24 protein-coding genes are annotated in these 20,247 nt (G+C 42.6%); 11 read left to right on the top strand and 13 right to left on the bottom strand.

Annotated elements, in window-relative coordinates; all coding sequences use genetic code 11:
* Positions 1 to 48: 48 nt before the first annotated feature.
* A complete protein-coding gene (gene glmM / locus HB679_RS01570) occupies positions 49 to 1,440 on the bottom strand; it encodes a phosphoglucosamine mutase (RefSeq protein WP_214070180.1) in 1,392 nt (463 codons plus the stop codon).
* A gap of 765 nt (positions 1,441 to 2,205) precedes the next feature.
* Here glmM and HB679_RS01565 point away from each other — a divergent pair.
* From HB679_RS01565 to HB679_RS01545, 5 genes are all read left to right on the top strand, one after another.
* Positions 2,206 to 2,781 carry a phosphatase PAP2 family protein gene (locus HB679_RS01565; protein WP_214070179.1) on the top strand — a complete coding sequence of 192 codons (576 nt, stop codon included), beginning with the start codon at positions 2,206 to 2,208 and terminating at the stop codon, positions 2,779 to 2,781.
* Positions 2,771 to 3,580, top strand: a complete 810-nt coding sequence (locus HB679_RS01560; RefSeq protein ID WP_214070178.1) for an alpha/beta hydrolase-fold protein — start codon at positions 2,771 to 2,773, stop codon at positions 3,578 to 3,580. Before HB679_RS01565 ends, HB679_RS01560 begins: the two co-directional genes overlap by 11 nt.
* 89 nt (positions 3,581 to 3,669) lie before the next feature.
* Entirely contained in the window at positions 3,670 to 4,077 is a 408-nt protein-coding gene (locus tag HB679_RS01555; RefSeq protein WP_214070177.1) for a transcriptional regulator, read from the top strand.
* Between the two features lie 4 nt (positions 4,078 to 4,081).
* Positions 4,082 to 4,471: a VOC family protein gene (locus HB679_RS01550; protein WP_214070176.1), complete on the top strand. Its 390-nt coding sequence runs from the start codon at positions 4,082 to 4,084 to the stop codon at positions 4,469 to 4,471.
* Between the two features lie 50 nt (positions 4,472 to 4,521).
* Positions 4,522 to 4,863, top strand: coding sequence for a YciI family protein (locus HB679_RS01545; protein WP_214070175.1), 342 nt, complete (start codon positions 4,522 to 4,524; stop codon positions 4,861 to 4,863).
* 3 nt (positions 4,864 to 4,866) lie between these two features.
* Here HB679_RS01545 and HB679_RS01540 read toward each other — a convergent pair whose 3' ends face one another.
* From HB679_RS01540 to HB679_RS01500, 9 genes are all read right to left on the bottom strand, one after another.
* Entirely contained in the window at positions 4,867 to 5,313 is a 447-nt protein-coding gene (locus tag HB679_RS01540) for a MarR family transcriptional regulator (RefSeq protein ID WP_214070174.1), read from the bottom strand.
* 29 nt (positions 5,314 to 5,342) lie between these two features.
* Positions 5,343 to 5,501 carry a DUF5522 domain-containing protein gene (locus tag HB679_RS01535; protein WP_214070173.1) on the bottom strand — a complete coding sequence of 53 codons (159 nt, stop codon included), beginning with the start codon at positions 5,499 to 5,501 and terminating at the stop codon, positions 5,343 to 5,345.
* A gap of 7 nt (positions 5,502 to 5,508) precedes the next feature.
* Positions 5,509 to 6,450, bottom strand: a complete 942-nt coding sequence (locus HB679_RS01530) for an exonuclease (protein ID WP_214070172.1) — start codon at positions 6,448 to 6,450, stop codon at positions 5,509 to 5,511.
* A gap of 165 nt (positions 6,451 to 6,615) precedes the next feature.
* Positions 6,616 to 7,212, bottom strand: coding sequence for a dephospho-CoA kinase (gene coaE, locus HB679_RS01525; protein WP_214070171.1), 597 nt, complete (start codon positions 7,210 to 7,212; stop codon positions 6,616 to 6,618).
* Positions 7,212 to 8,159 carry a YbbR-like domain-containing protein gene (locus tag HB679_RS01520; protein ID WP_214070170.1) on the bottom strand — a complete coding sequence of 316 codons (948 nt, stop codon included), beginning with the start codon at positions 8,157 to 8,159 and terminating at the stop codon, positions 7,212 to 7,214. Before HB679_RS01520 ends, coaE begins: the two co-directional genes overlap by 1 nt.
* Before the next feature lie 101 nt (positions 8,160 to 8,260).
* The gene (gene yajC / locus HB679_RS01515) at positions 8,261 to 8,584 is read right to left on the bottom strand and encodes a preprotein translocase subunit YajC (protein WP_214070169.1); all 324 of its coding nucleotides are present in this window, start codon (positions 8,582 to 8,584) and stop codon (positions 8,261 to 8,263) included.
* 3 nt (positions 8,585 to 8,587) lie between these two features.
* The gene (locus HB679_RS01510) at positions 8,588 to 9,010 is read right to left on the bottom strand and encodes a DUF1573 domain-containing protein (protein WP_214070168.1); all 423 of its coding nucleotides are present in this window, start codon (positions 9,008 to 9,010) and stop codon (positions 8,588 to 8,590) included.
* 11 nt (positions 9,011 to 9,021) lie between these two features.
* On the bottom strand, positions 9,022 to 9,969 hold the full coding sequence (gene nusB, locus HB679_RS01505) for a transcription antitermination factor NusB (protein ID WP_214070167.1): 948 nt from the start codon (positions 9,967 to 9,969) through the stop codon (positions 9,022 to 9,024).
* A gap of 60 nt (positions 9,970 to 10,029) precedes the next feature.
* Positions 10,030 to 11,115, bottom strand: coding sequence for a Glu/Leu/Phe/Val dehydrogenase (locus HB679_RS01500; protein ID WP_214070166.1), 1,086 nt, complete (start codon positions 11,113 to 11,115; stop codon positions 10,030 to 10,032).
* Positions 11,116 to 11,522: 407 nt separating this feature from the next.
* Between HB679_RS01500 and HB679_RS01495 the strand changes: the two genes are divergently transcribed.
* From HB679_RS01495 to HB679_RS01485, 3 genes are all read left to right on the top strand, one after another.
* Entirely contained in the window at positions 11,523 to 12,023 is a 501-nt protein-coding gene (locus HB679_RS01495; protein ID WP_214070165.1) for a GNAT family N-acetyltransferase, read from the top strand.
* A gap of 70 nt (positions 12,024 to 12,093) precedes the next feature.
* Entirely contained in the window at positions 12,094 to 13,878 is a 1,785-nt protein-coding gene (locus tag HB679_RS01490) for an ABC transporter ATP-binding protein (protein ID WP_214070164.1), read from the top strand.
* Between the two features lie 131 nt (positions 13,879 to 14,009).
* On the top strand, positions 14,010 to 14,345 hold the full coding sequence (locus HB679_RS01485; RefSeq protein WP_214070163.1) for a DUF3276 family protein: 336 nt from the start codon (positions 14,010 to 14,012) through the stop codon (positions 14,343 to 14,345).
* A gap of 86 nt (positions 14,346 to 14,431) precedes the next feature.
* Here the strand turns inward: HB679_RS01485 and HB679_RS01480 are convergent, their stop codons facing one another.
* Positions 14,432 to 14,938, bottom strand: coding sequence for a DUF5362 family protein (locus tag HB679_RS01480; protein WP_214070162.1), 507 nt, complete (start codon positions 14,936 to 14,938; stop codon positions 14,432 to 14,434).
* Between the two features lie 128 nt (positions 14,939 to 15,066).
* Positions 15,067 to 16,455, bottom strand: coding sequence for a magnesium transporter (gene mgtE, locus HB679_RS01475; protein WP_214070161.1), 1,389 nt, complete (start codon positions 16,453 to 16,455; stop codon positions 15,067 to 15,069).
* 218 nt (positions 16,456 to 16,673) lie between these two features.
* Here mgtE and ychF point away from each other — a divergent pair, with 218 nt between their 5' ends.
* The gene (gene ychF, locus HB679_RS01470) at positions 16,674 to 17,777 is read left to right on the top strand and encodes a redox-regulated ATPase YchF (RefSeq protein ID WP_214070160.1); all 1,104 of its coding nucleotides are present in this window, start codon (positions 16,674 to 16,676) and stop codon (positions 17,775 to 17,777) included.
* 259 nt (positions 17,778 to 18,036) lie between these two features.
* Here ychF and HB679_RS01465 read toward each other — a convergent pair whose 3' ends face one another.
* On the bottom strand, positions 18,037 to 19,212 hold the full coding sequence (locus HB679_RS01465; protein WP_214070159.1) for a metallophosphoesterase: 1,176 nt from the start codon (positions 19,210 to 19,212) through the stop codon (positions 18,037 to 18,039).
* 478 nt (positions 19,213 to 19,690) lie between these two features.
* On the opposite strand from HB679_RS01465, the gene HB679_RS01460 reads away from it, so the two are divergent.
* Together HB679_RS01460 and HB679_RS01455 are read left to right on the top strand one after the other, a co-directional pair.
* Entirely contained in the window at positions 19,691 to 19,945 is a 255-nt protein-coding gene (locus HB679_RS01460; protein WP_214070158.1) for a hypothetical protein, read from the top strand.
* A gap of 11 nt (positions 19,946 to 19,956) precedes the next feature.
* Positions 19,957 to 20,235, top strand: coding sequence for a hypothetical protein (locus HB679_RS01455; protein ID WP_214070157.1), 279 nt, complete (start codon positions 19,957 to 19,959; stop codon positions 20,233 to 20,235).
* Positions 20,236 to 20,247: the final 12 nt, after the last annotated feature.

Raw genomic sequence — 20,247 nt, 5'->3', positions numbered from 1 at the left:
GAATGTTTTTACCAGAGTTAGCGACGCTCTGCCATTCACACATCTTTATTATCCCTTCAATTGTAATATTTCTTTTATATCAGCAATGATCTTATTGGCCAGACCATTGGCTACTGTCTCTGAATCACCTTCAGAATAGATGCGGATGATCGGTTCTGTATTTGAACGGCGCAGATGTACCCACTGTTTGTCAAATTCTATTTTCAAGCCGTCGATTGTTGAATGTGGCTGATCTTTGTATTTGGCTTCCACCTTCAGCAGCAAGGCATCGATATCCATCTCCGGCGTCAATGTGATCTTGTTCTTTGAGATAAAATAGCTTGGATACGAGCTGCGCAGATGCGAGATCGGTTTACCGTATTTAGCCAGGTGAGTTAAAAACAAAGCTATACCAGCTAAAGCATCACGGCCGTAATGTAACTCAGGATAAATGACCCCACCATTACCTTCGCCGCCTATTACCGCATTCACTTCTTTCATTTTGTTGACCACATTCACCTCACCTACTGCAGCGGCATGATATTCGCCGCCGGCTTGTTCGGTCACATCGCGCAGGGCGCGGGTTGATGACAGGTTTGAAACGGTATTACCTTTATTATTTTTCAGGATGTAATCAGCAACCGCAACCAGTGTATATTCCTCACCGAACATATTGCCGTCCTCACAAACAAAGCACAAACGGTCAACATCCGGATCGACAGCTATACCCAAATTGGCATTTTTAGCCAATACTTCTTTTGATAAAGCTACCAGGTTCTCAGGCAATGGCTCAGGATTATGCGGAAACTCGCCATCAGGCTCACAAAATAATTTATGTACGGTTTTAACACCCAGTTGCTCCAACAAAGCCGGTACAAAGATACCGCCTGTAGAATTTACACAATCTATAACTACTTTAAAATCTGCTTTAGCAATAGCCTCAACGTCAACCAGTGGCAGGGCCAATATCTGGTCGATGTGTTTTTGCAGATAACTATCGTCTGCTGTTACTTTACCTAAAGCGTTAACATCGGCATAGGTAAAGTCGCTGCTTTCAGCAATCTCTAAAACTTCTTTACCATCAGCATCATTAATGAACTCGCCATCAGCGTTTAACAATTTAAGCGCATTCCATTGTTTTGGATTATGGCTTGCAGTCAGAATGATCCCGCCTGCAGCTTTTTCTAACGGAACAGCAATCTCAACAGTCGGCGTAGTTGACAAACCAATATCCACCACATCAATACCCAAACCTTGCAAAGTACCCAGCACCAGGTTGTTCACCATGCTGCCAGAGATGCGTGCATCGCGGCCAACAACTATCTTTTTTATACCTGACTTTTTAACTGCCCAGGCACCGTAAGCCGATGTAAATTTTACTATATCTAACGGTGTTAAACCGTCGCCTGCAGCACCGCCAATGGTACCGCGTATACCCGAAATTGATTTTATTAAAGTCAAAACGTTGTCTAATAGTTAAGCCGCGAAATTAAGGATATTAAGTGAAGGATTGATGAAATTAAAGTCATTATTGAAAAAATGGGGTTGGGATTTTAGATCGTATTACATGTAGACAATCTCTAATTCCTAAGTCGGGTTGCTAGCTAATCGCTCTTATAGCGCTCATGGCCGCTAAGGCCTAGTTCTTTTTCCTTGGATGAAAAAGAACCAAATACTGAGCGTAGCGACCTCATTCACACAAAAAATAAACAACAGTGAATAAATCAAGTCAGCAAAAACCTTCTCCCCACAGGCCAGACTCCCAGGCCCGGTTTGCTGACAGGCCATTGCGCGCTTTTTTTTTGATTCTTCACTGTTTGCAGAATTTACTTTAGAACCGAAACGTCAGACGCAGAGCTTCGGGTGAAAGCGGGTAAAACAATGGTGGCCTTGTGCGGCTGCAGGGCTGTCGGGAATGTTGCCTGAAGCGCCGGCCCATGTGCGACAATAGGCGGCAACAGGCCCCTGCCCAGGTTTTACCCGATTTGCAGGGCAAAGGCCAAGAGCGCAAAGAAGCCTTGCGTATGACTTGATTTTTGGTTCTTTTCATCAAGGAAAAGAACAAAGCCAACCCGCGGCGATTGAGCGGGACGATCTTCAATGTTTGGAAGAAACAAAGTTCTATGCACGAAAAAATTAACGATAACACGCTATACCGAGCCATGCAGCGTTATTACTCACAAGTTTCACGATTGTTCCTATCTTTACCCGCAACAAAACACATTCATGCCCGATTACTTATTGCAACTTGACCGGCACTTATTTTACTGCATTAATCACGACTTAGGCAATACCTTTTTTGATGCCGTAATGCCGGTTTTGCGTAATCCTAAAACCTGGATACCGCTGTATGTTTTTATTTTTGTTTTTTGCCTTTGGCGATACAAAAAGAGCGGAGCCGTGGTCATCGTTTTTTTAGCGCTTACTTTTGGCATGGCCGATTTTGGTAGCGCCGGCCTTGCCAAAGCCTTTTTCAAACGAACGCGCCCTTGTAACGACCCAACCATGGCGGCCACTATAGTAAGCCGCATACCTTGCGGCACCGGTTACAGCTTTCCTTCGGCACATGCCAGCAATCATTTTGCTATTGCCGTCTGTTTGAGCATGATTTTTTACCGACGATATAAATGGGTTTTGCCGGTTGCATTGATCTGGGCAGCATTAATAAGTTTTGCACAAGTATACGTGGGTGTGCACTACCCTATCGACGTTACCTGCGGAGCAATTTACGGCACTTTAACCGGCCTGCTGTTGGGCTGGGCATTCTGGAAAACAAATCCCAATTTTAGACATGAAATTTAAGCTATTAGGTCTGTTGATTTTATTGATATCGCTGGCAGATTGTTTATATGCCGGCGTTGCTGCCGATACACCAAGATATGATATTGTTAAACTCGAGATAAAACGCTTAAAACGCCAGCGCACGCTGCATATTTATTTTCCGCCAAGCTATTGGAACACGCGTAAAAAGTTTCCGGTTATTTATGTACAGGATGGGCAAACCACGTTTATTAAAGATGCTTACAATAATAATGAAAGCTGGTATGCCGATTCGCTGGTTAATTTGATGCCCACCAATAAGCAATGCATCATTGTGGCTATACAATCGGGCATTAACTCGGTGCGTATGCAAGAGTACAACCCCTATACAGGCACTAGCGATGCTGCAATTTATGCCGCTTATGTAGCTAAAGATGTTAAAACATATATCGATACTACCTTTCGTACATTGCAAGACGCTAAGCATACCGCCGTTGTAGGCAGCTCTATGGGCGGCCTGATCAGCATGTATATTGCGGCTAAGTATAGTGACATCTTCGGCGTGGCCGGAATCTTTTCGCCGGCTTTTTGGTATGCTGAACCTGTTTATGATGACATGACCAAACAAGCCATCAACCCTAAATCAAAATTCTTTTTTGCTTATGGCGATGACGAGGGTAACGAGGCTGATTATGTAAACCGGATGGTGACACTGCTGAACAATAAAAAGATCGGCCCTAAAAATATCCCGGCCCCGCTGGTTACAAAAGGCAAGCATGACGAAAAACAATGGAGGCTTGATTTTGAAGCCTTTTACCGCTGGTTTTCCAATCAGTTTTAATTGTCTCATTCAGCACCCTAAATTGTCCATAGCCCACCCTGTGGTTATCAATGAGGTAACTTAAATTTGATTAACCATCAATTAAAATCATGGAACACATCATATTTGAGAACGATATTACCATCATGTACGTAGCCGCCAGCTCATTTCCCGACGGCGTATTGGCGACACATCAGCAACTACATTCCTTATTTCCATTCTCAACGGCGAGAAGGTACTTTGGCATATCGCGACCTGAAAACGGACAGATTGAATACAAAGCAGCTGCGCAAGTAATAGAATCCGGCGAAGCCGAAAAATATCAATTAGAAACCATGATCTTAAAAAAAGGCAACTATATTGCTATAACCATTCACGATTTCATGAAGGATATTCCAGCCATACAAAAAACGTTTGATGTGCTTATCTCACAACCAAATCTGGATCCCGATGGTTATTGTGTTGAAGAATATACCAACCAAAGCGATATGCTTTGTATGATCAGGCTGAAAGATTAAAACCATGCAAAAATTCACCACCTTTTTAATGTTCAAGGGCCGCGCGGAAGAGGCCATGAACTTTTATACCTCGCTGTTTAAAAATTCAGAGATAGTAAACATCAAAAGGTATGGCGCGGGTGGGCCGGGTGCAGAAGGTACGGTAATGCACGCCACTTTCTCATTAAACGGCCAAAACTTTAAGGCTATTGACAGCGCGGGGCACGCTTTTAGTTTTACGCCGTCCATATCCATTTATGTAACCTGCGAAGATGAAGCCGAGATTGATGCTACCTACTCGGCTTTACTGGAAGGCGGTAGCGCTATGATGCCATTGGGTAGTTACGGCTTCAGCAAAAAATTTGCCTGGGTGGGCGACAAGTTTGGCGTATCCTGGCAATTGAATCTGGCATGATAATTTTTTCTGGGCGATGAATCTATATCTAAAATTTTAAAAAATATACAATGAAACAGTACGCGTTAATTTTCAGGCATCCGGATGGCAGCAAAATTGCATCGCCTGAACAAATCCAGGCCTGGATGAAAGCAACGGGCGATTGGCTAAATGAAATAGCCAAACAAGGCAAATACGACGGCGAGAGTGGCGGTTTTATGTTTAATGAGGCCAAGGTTGTGCATCATGGGAATATGGTAACAGACGGCCCGTTTGGCAAGACAAATGAAACTTTGGGCGGCTATGTTATAGTAAAAGCCGACTCGATAGATGAGGCAGTTGAATTTGCCAAAGGCAGCCCGGTTTTGGCCGGTGAGAACAACACAGTAGAGGTGCGGCTACTAGCCAGATAATACCTATCCTCTTAACTTGTCCAGCAAATCGCTTAACTGGCCTGCTTCTTCGGCGGTAAGATTGTTTTTGATGAAATCCTTGGTTTTAAATTCGCTATCCATGATCTCCAGCGTTTTCAAACCTTTTTCGCTAATGCGGATGTCCACTGCGCGGCGGTCTTTATTATTGGTGCAGCGGGTAATCATTTCTTTTTGAACCAGCCTGTCTACAATACGCGAGGCATCGCTCATCTTATCGATCATGCGCTCCTTTAGCAGGTTAACCGTAGCCGGTTTTGGGTATTGGCCACGTAATATCCTCAAGATGTTAAATTGCTGTTGCGTGAGGTTATGACGCTCAAAATGACAGTTAAAAGTATTCTTTAACCATCCTTCGGTATACGAAATATTGATAACCGCCTTTTGGTAGTTATCTTCAAACTTAGAGTGTATTTCTTCGTCTATCCGCATAAACTTTTTTAATTCAGGGTACAAATATCCTATTTTTTCTCCGGATTAGCATCGTCCTGTGTTTTTCCATAACCATAGGGACAATGCTTACAGCCATTTTCGCAGCAATAACCGCGCTTTAAATGGTAGGCTTCTGTTAAAACCCATAAGCCATTTTCGTTGATGTAATAGTCCTCTCCCTCTTTCATCGCCTTGCTAATTCAATATCTTAACGTATATCTTATCGCCAAAGTGTGCTTTTAAGTGGTTACCATTACCGTGTAAGGTCCAAACCTGTTTTGGTTCAACTTGTTTTACTGCGGTCAGTATATCATTCCAGTCAACATGGTCTGATATAAACAATGTGTCCTGTTTATTCACCTGCAAATTATCCCAGCCTGAGGCAAATAAGCGCTTTACGCCTGTGGCTTTAATGTAGCTGTTAAATGTAAACGGCGTAACCAGGTAAACAAATTCGTCCTGTACCTTCATCATTTTGCGGCCATATAACTGGTAGTTACCCAGTTTAAAACCCAGCCGCTCATAGATTTGATTAATAGGCATAATTTTATGATGTACCAGCACTTTTTTCTGCGGAGCGTACTCATTGATCATCCGGATTAATCGTTGGCTCTTACCCATGCCATAGGCCCCTAAAAGGATGTTACTTTTAATGTCATTCAATTTTTTGATTTCTGCTACCGGGTCAGGATGAATAATGTTCGGATCAGCAAAGGTACTCTCCGTAATCAGCACATCGGCTTTAACCCACTCGATAGGTTCACAAGTAGCGTCGGGCTGGATCTTGTAATCGCCCGTATATAGATAAGTAGCTCCTTCATATTCCATCAAGATCATCGCCGAGCCCAGCATGTGGCCCGCCGACACAAAAGTTAAAGTGACATCTTTAATTTTAAATGATTGATGATAGCCCACGATATTGAAAACCTGCGCCGCCGAGCGGTGATAACGCAGGTACATAAATTCGCGCGTGGCCTGGGTGCAATGAACCTCTTTATTGCCGCTTACCGCATGATCTGCATGCGCATGGCTTATTACGGCATGATTAACCGGCTGCTGTGGGTCGAGATAGAAATCGCCGTATTTACAGTAAATACCGTTGGGGTTAATTTCAATAAAGTCCTGGAGGATATTCATTAATTATTAAAAGTTGCATCTATTATACAAGATCAAACAATCCCCACCACGTCATCGCGAGCGAGGTACGAGCGTGGCGATCTCTGAACATGCAAAGCCTATCGCGCAGAGATTGCCACGCTACGCTCGCAATGACGCGACGGAGTGAAATAATGACAAAGTGCTTCATGGCGTTGCCAATTGTAAAAATGTTTCATGCAATTCCAGCACCTGCGGTATCAGTAATTGCTTTTCATCATTTTCAATAGTATAATCTGCCAATTCGCGTTTTTTTTCCTGGGTGAATTGTTTGGCTTCACGTGCCTGCACTTCGGCGGCGGTAACGCCATCGCGTTGAGTTACACGCTCAATCCGCAGTATAAGCGGAGCAGTAATCAACAGTGAATAATCGCACATCTTGTAAGATGTACTTTCAAATAATAAAGCGGCTTCTTTAATCACATAAGGCGCATTCTTAATCCCCGCAACCCAGGTATCAAACGCTCTAAAAACAGCGGGATGTGTTAAAGCGTTCAACTTAGCCAGTTGCGCATCGTCATTAAAAACAATATTGGCCAGGTATTTACGATCAAGGCTACCATCTGTTAAATAGGCAGCATCGCCAAAAGCTTTTTTAATGTCGATTACCAACTGTGGGTCATCGGTCATGATGGTTTTGGCTGCGATATCTGCATAAAACACCGGGATGCCCAAAATCTCAAACAGTTTACTTACGGTGGTTTTGCCGCTGCCTATATTACCGGTGATACCTATTTTAAGCATTACTTTTTAACTATAAAATCGACATTGCTGGGTTCAACGCTCACCAGTTTACAATAAGCCGGTATGCGCAGTACTTTCACCGGCAGCGTATTGAACCCATATGTGCGCCATAAATTCAAATCAGCCTGAACTTCAAACAGTTCTTCATCGATATCATTATAACGGCTTAAGGCTGTGGTGATGGTTACTTTAACCTTCTGAGGAAACAGCCTTACATTAAAATAATCTATATTACCCATCAGCTTGATAGGTAGCTCCAGCGTCTTTTCAGTAAACTCTTCTATCGGAAGTGTAACCTGCACGGTTTTAGGATATACCGTGATGTTACCTTCAGGCGAGGCTTCCAGGTTAAGCTGCGTGGTTACATCTTCATTGACGTTTTTAAGCGTCAGCGAATCGGTGCGCCAAAAATCAATCTTATCAATGCTGGCACTGGGGCCGCTGATGGTTACATACGACGGCTTGATAATAGCATTGCCAGACTGCGTAAACTGCTGGGTATATCTAATATTTCTTACTAACCTTACCGGCACCCTGCGTACGCTACGATTAGTAAAATCAAAATAAAGTGTATCAGGATTGATAGCGGTAATTTGGTTGTTGACTACTTTTTCGGAATTTATAACAGCAAGCTGCGTATTCAATACCACATAATCCTGACTGTCAAGCTTGCTCAGATCAACCTTTATGCGATGATTCTCTTCCTGCATTTTAGAAAGCACCATCTGCCAGCCTGTTCCTTTTACAGTAACGCTAACGGTGTCTGACTGTAAAGAATGAAACGCTCTTTTTTGAGGACCATTTTTAAAGGTGATAATTTCTTTTACAGAATAATTGTAACTATTGGACAATACAGCAATTACCCAGGCGCCCAAAGCTAGCACCAGGCAGGTTAAAAACGCCGATATACGCCTGCGCTCTGTTGCCGATAATTTTAATATTGCCATTTAATTTAGCTAAAAGCCGAAAGCGGAAAGGTTAAAGCTAAATGCTTTTCTTTCCGCTTCGTTTATATTTTGCCAGGTGCCAACACCTTCAAAGCAATGTTTTATTTAGTTACAACAGGCGTATTAACCGCTTTTGTATCTTCTAAAGAAACTGCTGCTTTGTTAAAACGTATTTTGTGACCACCTTCTGTTTCCAGTAAAATGGTTGTGTCGGCTATATCAATAACCTTACCGTGCATGCCCGAAGTGGTGATCACTTTGTCGCCTTTTTTCAGGGCCTCGGCAAATTGCTTTTGTTCTTTTTGCTTTTTAACCTGCGGGCGTATCATAAAGAAATAAAATACGATGATGATTAACGCAAAAGGAAGTATTTGCGCTATACCGATACCGCCGCCTGCGGCTTGTAATAAAATAGTTGCTGTCATTTTTTATTTGTTGGGTGTGAGTACTTCGCCAAGTAAGTGCACAATACTTTGTGCAGGCTGGGCATTGGATGTAACGGTGATCAATTTATCTTGCAAGCCTGATTTACCAGTACTGTTAAAGGTTACGGCAATTGAGCCGGTATCGCCGGGCATTACCGGGCTTTTGGGCCATGTAGGTGTGGTGCAACCACATGATGCTACCGCCGTTGTGATAATTAACGGCGACTTACCCATATTAGTAAATTTAAAACTATGCGAAACCTTATCGCCTTGTTTTATCTTGCCAAAGTCATAAGTAGGCGATTCATATCTAACGTCAGCCCCATCTGTTGTGAAGTTAACCTTTTGTTGCTGTTGTTGTTTGGTTGGTTGATTGCAAGCCATTAAGCCGCCAGCTATCATTCCTGCTAAAAACAGTTTTTTCATATATTGTATTACTATTCTATTAATCCTCTACCTACTTTATTAATTTTCTTTTCGGCTTTAAGTTCGGCCAAAATTTTGTCTAATATACCGTTTATAAACGAATTGCTTTTTGGCGTGCTGTACTCTTTAGAGATCTCCAGGTACTCATTAATAGTAACTTTTACCGGGATAGAACTAAAGTTAATAAACTCGGCTATTGCCATTTTCATGAGCAACGTGTCCATCATGGCGATACGCTCGGGTTCCCAATTTTGGGTTTTAGCGGTAATTAGTTTTTGGTAATCCTCGTCATAACGTACGCTTGTTGCCAGTAAATTAATGATAAACTCTTTATCCTCATCCCAATTGCCGGTTACTTCGGCCAGCTTGTTTTTCTCAGGCTCATCAAATGCAAAGTTTTTGAAAGTTTTGGCTATCAAAGCTTGCAAAACATCTTTGTCTACCGGCCAAAAAATAAATTTCTCTTCAAAAACCTGGTCGGCCAGAGATGATTTTAAAATTACTTTTTTGAAGATGAATTTAATGATGTCTTTATCCGTTTGGATAGTGTCGCCGGTTTTTTCCAAATACTCGGTATACTCGGGCGAACTTTTTAATGCGGTAAATAGTGTTTTAACCAATTCAGGTTCAAAAGACCATTCTACTTTATATTTTTTTACGCCTGCTAAGTACTCTTTATTTTGGCTTAAAGAACCAGTAAACCGGTTGGTTAATATTTTCTGATTGGCATTCAGGTCTTCTTTGGTAGGTAAATGCTTGTGCGCACGCTCGGTAGCATCAGTTTCTGCATAACCAACTACTTCTGAGATCAGTGATAGCATCCAGATGTACATTTCATACACCTCGTCTATACTTTGTAGCAGGTTTTTTTCCTGTTGTTTAATGTTAGTCGCATTCGTTTGATGATATGCGTACAATGATTGTAATACTTTTACCCGTAGGTGCCTTCTGTTTAACATTGGTATAAGAACGATTTAGGATTTTTAATCCTGTTATTTATTATTGTTGTTTGTTTTGTTTTAATAGCCGGATTTTACCTTATTAATGTCACTAATACGTTTTTCAACAATTTTGTTTGCCGCAACAATGGTAGAAATGTTCTCGGTTTTTGAAAGTTTGATAACGTTGCGCGTTGCTTCATAAATATTCTCGGTTAACTGTAAGGAATGCTTTTTGGCAAAACCCATCAGCTCCGAATAACAGTTAATTACCCCGCCTGCATTTATAACGTAATCGGGCGCAAATATAATACCTTTATCCAGTAATAATTGTCCGTGTACCTCTTCGTCTTCTAACTGGTTATTGGCCGAGCCTGCTATGATACCGCACTTTAACTTATTAATAGTTTGCGTATTGATAGTACCCCCTAAAGCGCAAGGCGAATAAATGTCGGCATCGATATCAAAAATACTGTGATTAGCTACCGCTTCGGCGCCATATTTTTTTGATACCTGGCGCGTACGGTCATCATTGATATCACTAACGTAAACTTTTACATTCTCGTCGCGCAGCAATTTTACCAGGTGCTCGCCTACGTGGCCTATACCTTGAACTATAACGCGTTTGCCTGCCAGGCTATCAGTACCAAAAACTTCTTTTACCGAGGCTTTAATGCCCATAAAAACGCCCATGGCTGCTATCGGCGCAGGGTCGCCGCTGCCGCCTACAGATTCGGGCAAACCGGCCACATGCTCGGTTTCCATACGGATCAGCTCCATATCGCGCGGGTTGGTACCTACATCTTCGCCTGCTATAAACTCGCCATTAAGGTTTTTTACAAAACGGCCGAACTTGCGTAGTAATACTTCTGTTTTTTGCTTGCGCGAATCGCCAATAATCACGGCACTGCCACCACCCAGGTTAAGGCCCGATATAGCGGCTTTATAAGTCATGCTTCTTGAAAGGCGTAGTACGTCGGCCAATGCCTCGGCTTCGGTTTTATAGGTCCACATGCGCACACCGCCCAGGGCCGGACCCAATACGGTATTATGAATTGCTATAATTGCTTGTAACCCGGTATCCGGGTCGCTACAATAAACAACTTTTTTATGCCCGCAATCTTCAAGCTGGCTAAATATAGAATCGGTGGATTTTGCGATCGGCATTTATTATATCAAGGCATGACAAAAGTAGGTATTTTTTTTGTGCATCAAAGGGAATAAGATTAAAATACAATGAATGGCTACTATAGTCGCTTCGCCGGTTACTCACCCGGTCTTTGCTTCGCTCGACCACCCTCTCTTCCGCAAGCGGGAAAGAGGGTCTTTGAAATTCTGTCATTGCGAGGAGGAACGACGTGGCAATCGCGAACTTTGCGCCTTGAGATTGCCGCGCTACGCTCGCAATGACAGTTTTATCGCAATAACCCTCTTTCCGCCGAAGGCGAAGAGAGGGTCGACAAGCGTAGCGATGCCGGGGTGAGTCCCCCGCCATGCAAATCCCAAATTTAAATTAATGATTATTACTTCGATATTCGACATTCAGAATTCATTATTCGATATTACTTTTGTTTATGACCATCATAACCCAAACCCCACGCATCATTATCCGCGAGTTTTTGCCGGACGAACTGGAAACTTATCTCAACCATTTCAACGACGAGCGTGTGATTGAACACATTCCCAAACGCACCCGGGACGAGCGCATAACCATTTTTAATATCGCGCTAAGCGAATATACCGGTTCTAAAACCAAAGGTATTTGGGGTATGTTTTATGCTGATAGTGATGAATTTATAGGTAGCTGCCTATTGCGCCCTTTTGGCGACACAAGCGACAAACTGGAACTGGGTTATAGTCTCGATCACAAAGACTGGGGCAAAGGCCTGGCATCTGAAATGGCCAAAGCAATGGTGAACCATGGCTTTTTTGATAGCGCTATTACAGAAATAGTGGCATGCACCACTGTAGAAAACATACCATCGCAACGCGTATTAGAAAATGCAGGGCTTAAGCGCGACGGCAATTTACTACGCGGAGAACTGGACCTGCCATTTTTTAGCTTAAAGCGATAAAGCCCGTTAATCTTTAAACCAAATAAAGTATTTTTGCTTACCGGGCGTTCGCGCTGCGGCATTGCTATCCATGAAAGATCTTGCTTATCTAAATAAATTCTTCGTTAAATACCGCTGGCAACTTATCCCGGGTTTGCTGTTCGTTATTATATCCAACATTTTCAGCGTAAAGCGTGCCCAGGTTGTTCGCGAAGCGATTGATCTGGTAACCGAAAACATCGGCGTTTATCACCTTTTCGCGGGTTTTCAACGGCAAAGCATAGTTTATGAGATCTTTAGCTCCGGCTTGCTATTTTTTGGTATTTTAATTCTGGTATTGTCATTAATAAGCGGTTTGTTCATGTTTTTTATGCGGCAAACCATTATCCTGATGTCGCGGCATATTGAGTACGATCTAAAGAACGAGATCTATAGCCATTACCAGGATCTTTCGCTGGCCTTTTACCGTCGGCACAATACCGGCGACCTAATGAACCGTGTTACTGAAGACGTGAGCCGTGTACGCTTGTACCTGGGTCCGGGCATTATGTATGCCAGTAACACTATTGTACTTTTTGCATTGATCATTTATTTCATGCTCACGGTAAACGTCAGGCTTGCCATTTTTTCTTTACTGCCGATGCCGGTTTTGGCCATCATCATTTATTACGTTAACAACGTTATCAATTTTCGTAGTGAGAAGATCCAGGAGCGCCTCTCCTCTTTGTCCAGTTTTGTGCAGGAAAACTTTTCGGGTATTCGTATCATGAAATCGTATGTGCGCGAAGGCTCTGTGCGCGAAAAGTTTGCTTTAGAGAGCGAGGATTATAAAACGCACTCTATGGCGCTGGTTAAAGTACAGTCCTCGTTTTATCCTTTAATGTTATTTTTAGTGGGATTTGCCAACGTCATCACCATTTACATTGGTGGTATTGAGGTGATGAAGGGCAATATCAGCCCCGGCAATATTGCCGAGTTTTTGATCTGGTTAAATCAGCTTACCTTCCCGGTAATGGCATTGGGCTATGTAACGTCCATGATTCAACGTGCTGCTGCATCGCAAAAACGGATTAACCAGTTCCTGGATGAGAAACCCGAGATCATTTCGCCAGATGTACCTAAACGTACCATTAACGGCTTGATCGAGTTTAAAAATGTAGACTTTGTTTATCCTGACACCGGCATACAGGCGCTTAAAAACGTAACGTTTACCGCCAATCCCGGCGAAATGGTGGCTATTATTGGCCGTACAGGCTCGGGTAAATCAACCATAGCCAACTTATTGCTGCGGATGTATGATACTACCGGCGGCGAGATATTGATAGACCGCGAGCCGGTAAAACAGCTTAACCTGGAAGGCTACCGCGCGCAAATTGGATTTGTGCCGCAAGAGGTGTTTTTATTCTCTGATACCATTGCTAATAACATCGCATTCAGTGCCGATGTGCTGGATATGCCAAAGGTAGAGCAAGCCGCCAAAGATGCTGCCGTATATCGCAATATTATGGAGCTTGAAAAAGGATTCGGGACTTTAATTGGCGAACGGGGCATTACGCTGTCGGGCGGCCAAAAACAAAGGGTGTCTATTGCCAGAGCCATCGTTAAGCAACCGCAGATCTTGATTTTTGACGATTGCCTCTCGGCGGTTGATACCAGAACCGAGGAAGAAATACTGCAAAACCTGGGGTATATTATGCAGGGAAAAACAAATATTATTATTGCACATCGTATATCGACCATAAAAAATGCCCATAAAATTTTAGTAATGGACAACGGCGAAATTATTGAACAAGGCAACCACCAGCACCTCATGCAGCAAAAGGGAACTTACTTTGAACTATATGAAAAACAGCTTCTTGAGGAAGAAGAAGCATAAGGCGCCTGAAAAATATAACAACTTTATACTTAAATCATTAAAAAAAGCCAATAATATTTGATTTAATACTTGTGGTTTAAAAATTTATTTATATTTATGCCTAACAAAACTAAACTACAACAACACCAAGCATGGGAGATTTTGACAACAGAGAGCGCGAAGAGGTTTTTTCAAAGAAAGTCAGAGCGGGAAAAAGGACTTATTTTTTTGATGTAAAGGCAACACGGTCAAACGATTATTACGTAACCATTACCGAAAGCAAGAAGAGATTAGAGGACGGAGTTTTTATCAAACACAAAATATTTTTATACAAAGAAGATTTTGAGAAATTTTTGGAAGGCCTGAACGGAACCATCGACTACATCAAAGAAAACCAGGAAGTTGTTGAAAAACGTTACGAATACACAGATGCGCCGGAAATTGCCAGAGCTACTGCCGACGACGATTTCTCTTTCGAGAACTTATAATTAGCAATCAAACCAAAACTTATTATAAACCTAAAACAAAAAGCCCCGCCAATTGGCAGGGCTTTTTTATGTTTAAAGAATTTTGTTTAGCTACCAAAACCCGGTGTTACAGCATGCGCCATATGCATACTGAATGCAATTACACCAATAATTATAAATACGCTAAGTATCATAAAAACTATAGTCATTATACCAATTAGTTTAAAAGCTGATTTTAACTTACCTAACCCATCTGTAACCGTAATTGAACTGGCTAACATTATCCCGTCTCGTACCCTGCTGCCAAACTGGTAAATGTATAGCGATACAAAAAAATAAAATACCCCTATCAAAATAAAATAAAATATAATAAAGCCTACAGGTATTGCACCCATTGTACTAAGCGGCGTTGGTGAAAAACTTGACATAGCAGACATAAGGGTTCCAAAAAACAGCGCATATAACGTAATAAAGCCAGTCCCGATAAAACCCAGGATACCTAAAAAACGCGCCCATTTGCCGGCACTTAACAGATAAGATTGCGCGTCCTGCAATAAAATTATTCCCTGCGGTTGCTCGGGTGTTTGCGGTTCTGTTGTAAAAGTTTCTTCCATTGCTTAAGATTTAAGTTTTTTTAATAATGTTTTAGTTCCTTAAATCTAAACAATAATTTATTCAACTAAAAGCACAACCGCTATAATGTAGCTATATTGCTGTTAATTAACATCTAATCTATCTTTTATTAATGTTTTAAAACCGGATGCAGCACGCTATGCATAACCACCAGCGCCATACTGAAATAGATGATCAATCCGGTTACGTCAACCAGCGTAGCCACAAACGGCGCAGACGAAGTTGCCGGGTCGAGCTTTAAGCGTTTCATTAAAATCGGCAGCATAGAGCCTGCCAGTGATCCCCATAAAACTATACCTATTAACGAAATACCTACCGTTAAAGCAATCAGGAATGGATGTGCCCCGTATATGGTACTGAAAGTGCTCCATAAAATAATCCGCAGAAAACCTATGATACCCAGTATTGCACCCAGCATTAAACCCGAAAGTATTTCACGGCGCATAACCCGCCACCAATCGGCTATAGTAACCTCGCCAAGGGCCATGGCCTGTATAATTAGGGTCGAAGCCTGCGAGCCGCTGTTGCCTCCGCTTGACATGATCAGGGGAATAAAAAAGGTTAATTGTATCACCACGGCTATTTCATCATTGAAATACTGCATAGCGGTCGAGGTTAGCATCTCGCTTAAAAAAAGAATTATCAGCCACCCCACCCGTTTCCTAACCAATCTGAACAGGTTGATATCCAGGTAAGGCTCGTCCAAAGCTTCGGTACCACCAATTTTCTGGATGTCTTCGGTATATTCCTCGTTAGCTATCCAAAGGATATCGTCAACGGTAACTATACCCAGCAATATGTCTTCATCGTCAGTAACCGGCAAAGCCGTGCGGTTATTCATCCTGAATATGTTGATGGCTTCCTCCTGCGGATCAGTTGCTTTTAGCGCTATTAGTCGCCCATCCATCAACTGGCTTATCTTGGTGTCAGGATCAACCAATAGAATTTCGCGAATTCGGATGTCATCCAACAAAACGCCCTTATCGCCTAAAACATAAATAACATCGATGGTTTCTGAGTTTTTACCATATTGGCGGATATGCGCCAGCACACGGTTAACGTCCCAGGTTTTTTTAACAGCGATGTAGTCGGGCGTCATTAAACGGCCCACACTGTCTTCTTTATAGCCTAATAACGACAGGGTTTCTTTACGGTCGGCTGCCGAGAGGTGCAGAATAAGCGCTTTAACGGTATCGCCATGTAATTCGCCCAAAAAAGCGGTACGGTCATCGGGCGGCAGCTCGGTAATGATCTCGGTAATTTTGGTACCCGGTAATTGCTTGAAGATACGCTCCTGCGTAGGGAAATCCAGGATCCTGAATACGTTAACCGCGCGGTTAATATTCAGCGTTTCAATAAAAAGGGGGCCATATTCCGGAAGCTCGTCTATCAGCTCTTCAACGTCTGATATATTAAGGTTGTTAAGATAATCGCGCAATTGTTGTTCGTCTTTTTGCTCAATCAACAATTCAATTTGTTCAACCATTTCTTCCATCATATTAGCCTGTTTTTACATTGGTGTATCGTTTGTGTTTATTGGCCGCAAAAGTCGTTTATTTTTTTGAAATTGTAAGGTAGTATTTTCTGTTATCTTTGCAGACTTTTAAAGCCCCTCCCAACCCTCCCCGGTAGGGAGGGCTTGAAGATTTGTTCGTTTAATATTTACTTAAAAAATACAAGTCTCCCCTACCGGGGGAGATTTAGAGGGGGCTAATAATGGCTTTACAATGTGGTATAGTGGGTTTGCCAAACGTAGGAAAATCAACTCTTTTTAATTGCTTATCAAACGCTAAGGCGCAGGCGGCTAACTTTCCGTTTTGCACTATTGAGCCAAATGTGGGCGTAATAACCGTGCCTGATGAAAGGCTGACCAAACTGGTAGAAATAGTTGTTCCGAAATCTATAGTACCTAATACTATTGAGATTGTCGACATTGCCGGCCTGGTAAAAGGTGCCAGTAAAGGCGAAGGCTTGGGTAACCAGTTCCTGGGCAATATCCGTGCTACCAACGCTATTTTGCACGTATTACGCTGCTTTGATAATGATAACGTTATACACGTTGACGGCAGTGTTGACCCAATCCGCGATAAAGAGATCATTGACACCGAGCTGCAGTTGAAAGATCTGGACAGCATTGATAAAAAGATCCAGAAGGTTGAAAAAATGGCCAAAACCGGCGGTGATAAAGAAGCTAAGAAAACCTTCGAGGTGCTTACCGTGGTTAAAGAGCATTTGTTGAAAGGTAAATCGGCACGCACCGCCCCTATTGCCGAAGAAGATAAAGAATACATTGACGACCTGTGGTTGTTAACCGCCAAACCGGTACTATACGTTTGTAATGTTGACGAAGCCTCTGTAAACACCGGCAACGCTTATGTTGACAAGGTTAAAGAAGCTGTTAAAGACGAAAACGCAGGTGTACTGGTAATATCGGCACAAATTGAGGCTGAGATTGCTGAGCTGGAATCATTCGAAGAACGTGAGATGTTTTTGAACGATATGGGACTGGCCGAATCGGGCGTAAACAAACTCATCAAGGCTGCTTACAAGCTGCTTGACCTGGCTACGTACTTTACTGCCGGTGTGCAGGAAGTACGCGCCTGGACCATCACCCAGGGCTTCACTGCACCACAAGCTGCAGGCGTTATCCATACCGATTTTGAGAAAGGATTTATACGTGCCGAAGTAATTAAATACGACGATTTTGTGAAATACAACGGATCTGAAGCCGCCATTAAAGAAGCCGGAAAACTAGGTGTAGAAGGTAAAAGCTACGTGGTGGTTGATGGTGATATTATGCATTTTAGGTTTAACGTATAGTCTTCGGCAGATACAAGAATCAAGAGCCAAGAATCAAGATAGTTTATCTTAGTTCCTGGCTCTTTTGTTTAAAAGACTTAATCCGATTTAGTCTTGACTCTTGTCTCTATTCCTGGCTCTTGCTGTTTTAGATTATTAGATTCACTAAATCAAAAAAGTCTTGACTCTTGGTTCTTGTCTCTTGACTCTATAAATGGCTCCTTTGTTTAAAAGACTTAATCCGATTTAATCTTGGCTCTTGATTCTTGACTCTTGATTCTCACTTACGCTTCAGCGTAAGTACCGTTATCTCCGGCCAGATCCCCACTCTGCCTTTCAGACCCAGGAAACCGAAACCCCGATTTACATACAGGTATCTGTCTTTTTGTTTGTAAAGCCCTGCCCACTGCTTGTAAACATATTTGATAGGGCTCCATTTAAAGCCGAATAACTCGATACCAAATTGCGCGCCGTGGGTGTGGCCCGCTAATGTCAGGTTAATGTGTTTTGAATGTTCAAGCGTCTTGGCTTCCCAATGTGATGGGTCATGCGACATCAGGATCTTAAATTGGCTGTCAGGTACATTTGCAATGGCTTTATCCAGGTCGCCATATTTGTGAAAACCGCCTTTACCCCAGTTCTCAACACCGATAAGAGAGATGGTTTGCCCCTCTTTGTTAAGAGTGATCGCTTCGTCCAGCAATAACCTGAAACCTATTTGTTGATGTACATTTTTAAGGCTAACCAGGTTAGCGGCCTTTAACGCCTCGCTGTCCCATTGCGTATAGTCACCATAATCATGATTACCCAAAACCGAATACTTGCCTAAAGGCGCTTCTAAACGCGCGAAATACGGAATCCATTGATCCATCTCTGAAGCTTTGTTATTGACCAGGTCGCCGGTGAATAGTATTACATCGCTATGCTGCGCGTTTACCATTTCAATGCCCTTGTTAACGCCTTTTTCGCTGGTAAAGCTGCCTGCGTGGATGTCTGATAACTGGGTTAATGTAAAGCCATCAAAAGCCTCGGGCAAATCAGGGAAATATAGGGTGTGCTTATGCACCGTGTAATGATGACGGCCATGGGTCAACCCAAACAGCAAACCTAAAAACGGAATGGCGGCTATGATCAGTGCCAGCTCGCTCACCCAAACGCTGCGCGGCGGGAAGCCGCTGAAGGCCCGTACAACGTCCTCGATCAACAACACAGGGGTACCAATGATCTTAGGGACAGCCGAAAGCAGCATCAAAGCCATCACCCAGGATATAGCCTTTGGCGCCCGCCCCATAGAGCGGCCCAACATGGTATAAATTACCCCTAAAACTATTAAAATATCTACAGACCAATAGGCCCAATGTGCTACGGCGTTAGCGGTTAGCGTGGTTACTGCGGTAAAAAAATAAACATCGGCAAAGGCCCAAAGCAGTAAAATGTACAGAACTCTTTTTCTCATTATATTAGTGGTAGACGATTGAACCCCGAAAACATTTTAAAGTTTTCTTAATAAATGTTATAACGCTCATTAAAAAAGAAAAAGCGCCTGTTTAAAGCGCTTTTTCTATCTTTTATATGCAAATAAATGTAGCTAAAGGGCTAATAACTGGCTATTACCGTTGCCGGGCAAAATCTGCAACAACCAGCAAATCCTTAGTTCAATTTTAATATATTTGCCCCATCAAACTGCTCCCGTAGTTCAATGGATAGAATTATGGTTTCCGGTACCATATTTACCAATTTATAATTAACTTATAATCAGATACTTATAACAGATTTTTACAACTCCATAAATCTTTTGTAAAACATTTTCGGGATAAAATTGCACCATCGATACCGAACTTTGAAGCACTTTTTTTCCTAAAAATTACCGGCTCCGCTGGTGCCTTTGCGATAGTCTTGGATATGTCGAGCGACATTGTCTAAAATGACAAATGATGCAGACTGAAGAACTAGCAGACTTACTTAAAAAATCAGCTCTCGCCGGGGCGGAGCAACATCTTAATAAACATCTACTCCCCAAATTGATGAGCAAGGCTGCGGCTTACCGCTTTTACGGCCGGACCAATGTAGATCGCTGGATCGCTGAATCGCTCATTAAGCCTGAAGGAAAATTGCTTGACCGGGAGTTACTCGCTAAGACTGCGAATGCCAGCAATCGAATAACCTACTTGCCCGTAAGTGAACGGTGAATAATACTTCAATGGAATCTATTGATTTATCACGACATCTAAATTTGATCATCCGGGAAGCAGCGGCTATTGGAACGATCATAGGGCTTGTCCGTACCGGATCACTCAAACCCTATCTTAAAAAGAATGAAGCTTTCCGAAAATTTGGACGGGCTCGTGTGGAACACTGGATCGAATCAGGAATTATCACTATCCGCAAAGACGGTAATCACTCCGCCGCGTGGCGTATTGACCGTATAGAGATCGAAACTGTCGCAAGCGCGGAAAGGCTTCGCTTTATAGGTTTATGATCAAATCCCGGG

Origin of the sequence: Mucilaginibacter sp. dw_454 (genome assembly GCF_018449775.1) — a bacterium.
Taxonomy (GTDB): domain Bacteria; phylum Bacteroidota; class Bacteroidia; order Sphingobacteriales; family Sphingobacteriaceae; genus Mucilaginibacter.
Note: the sequence above shows the minus strand (reverse complement) of the source record. Positions and strands in the feature narration are given on the sequence as shown.